This is a genomic window from Acidovorax sp. HMWF018 (assembly GCF_003061035.1).
Classification (GTDB): domain Bacteria; phylum Pseudomonadota; class Gammaproteobacteria; order Burkholderiales; family Burkholderiaceae_C; genus Acidovorax; species Acidovorax delafieldii.
Genome location: NZ_QAIM01000371.1, coordinates 1 through 1,682 on the forward strand (window position 1 = coordinate 1; position 1,682 = coordinate 1,682).

2 protein-coding genes are annotated in these 1,682 nt (G+C 54.1%); both read left to right on the top strand.

Translation table 11 applies throughout. From position 1 onward, the window contains the following. Positions 1-1,078, top strand: a 1,078-nt coding sequence (locus tag DBR23_RS14410) for a DNA cytosine methyltransferase (RefSeq protein WP_108498713.1), incomplete at its 5' end; no start/stop codon positions are given. Beyond that, positions 1,072-1,623, top strand: a complete 552-nt coding sequence (locus tag DBR23_RS14415; RefSeq protein WP_233250463.1) for an ATP-binding protein — start codon at positions 1,072-1,074, stop codon at positions 1,621-1,623. The genes DBR23_RS14410 and DBR23_RS14415, both read left to right, overlap by 7 nt. Positions 1,624-1,682: the final 59 nt, after the last annotated feature.

Sequence of the window (1,682 nt, forward strand, 5' to 3'; positions counted from 1 at the left end):
CAATCTATTCTTCAACGTCGCTGCCATTCTCAAGCAAAAGAAGCCCACTTACTTCATCCTAGAGAATGTCCCTAATCTGCTGAGGCACGATGAAGGACGGACGTGGCATGAAATTCAAAAAATTCTGGGAGAGGAGCTGGGTTACAACATTCGTGCTGAACGGTTCTCTCCCCACCATTTTGGTATTCCGCAAATTCGGGAGCGGGTTTACATCGTTGGCTCCCTGCTACCACTCGACAGGTTCGAGTGGCCAAAAACGAGCGACGCTGAAACAAATATAGTTTCAGTCCTGGACGACAACCCGCCTAACGCGAAGAAGCTGTCGCCTCAAGTTAAGGAATGCTTGGAGGTCTGGGATGAGTTTCTGAAGGCGTCTCCTGCTAGTGTTGAGTTGCCCTCATTCCCGCTGTGGTCCATGGAGTGGGGGGCTACCTATCCGTACGAAGAAGTCACTCCTTACGAACTGCAAAAGCAGTTTGGTTATGACGGTCTGAAAGGTTTCAAAGGCAGCCACGGCACAAAGATCGGATACCTGAAGTCTTTCGAAGAGCGATGGGCGGCGCTGCCTAGCCACGCTCGCACGCCTCAGGCGAGGTTCCCGAAATGGAAGCAGGACTTTATCCGCCAAAATCGTCAGTTCTACGAAGACAACAAAACGTGGATTGATCCGTGGCTGCCCAAAATCCTCAGGTTCCCGTCGAGTCTGCAGAAGTTCGAATGGAACATCAAAGGCGGCGAACGCAACATCTGGGACTACGTCATACAGTTCCGTGCGTCGGGCGTGCGGGTGAAGCGTCGCACGACCGCCCCGAGTCTGATTGCGATGACAGACACGCAGGTGCCAATCATCGGCTGGCAGAAGCGGTACATGACACCCCATGAGTGCGCCCGTCTTCAAAGTCTCGAAGGCCTCAAGAAGCTGCCCAGTAGCCCGACGAAAGCGTTCGCCGCCCTTGGCAACGCAGTGAACTCGAACGTCGTAGAGATGGTGGCTAGGGCGCTTCTTCGGCAAGGTCTGCCGAACGCCATAACCTCAGCGCGGGCCGAAGGCTTCGCTGGAGTGCCCGAGGAATGCTGAATCGCGCTGAGGCTCAAGAAGTTGCGGCGGTAGGGATTCGCCCCAACTCGTCCATACTCTCGGTACTCTCGCACCTTAACTACAAGGCCTGGTACGCTGTTGCTGAGTTTGTTGATAACAGCATCCAGAGCTATTTGTCCAACCGTGAAGAGTTACGTGCACTTCACGGCGACGCCTACAAGTTGAAGGTTCGGGTCTGGCTTGATCAGCAAAACAAGTTGATTGAGGTTACTGACAACGCTGCTGGCATCAAGGGGGCCGACTATCCGCGCGCTTTCCGTCCTGCCGAAATACCCACAGACCGCACGGGTCTATCGGAATTCGGAATGGGAATGAAGACGGCTGCGTGCTGGTTTACTCACACTTGGAGTGTGCGAAGCAAAGCTTTAGGTGAGCCAGTTGAACGCATGATTCGGTTCGACCTTAATGAAATCATCAATGGTCGGCTAGAGCATCTGCCCGTCCTCGAAACGTCTGCAAATAAGGACGCTCATTTCACGGTTTTGCGTCTTGGGCTGCTGCCGGTTCCGTTGACACCGACCTAAGCTTCTTGAGCTTTCTCGAACTGTACGGGACTGAGATAGCCGAGCGTCGAATGCCGGCG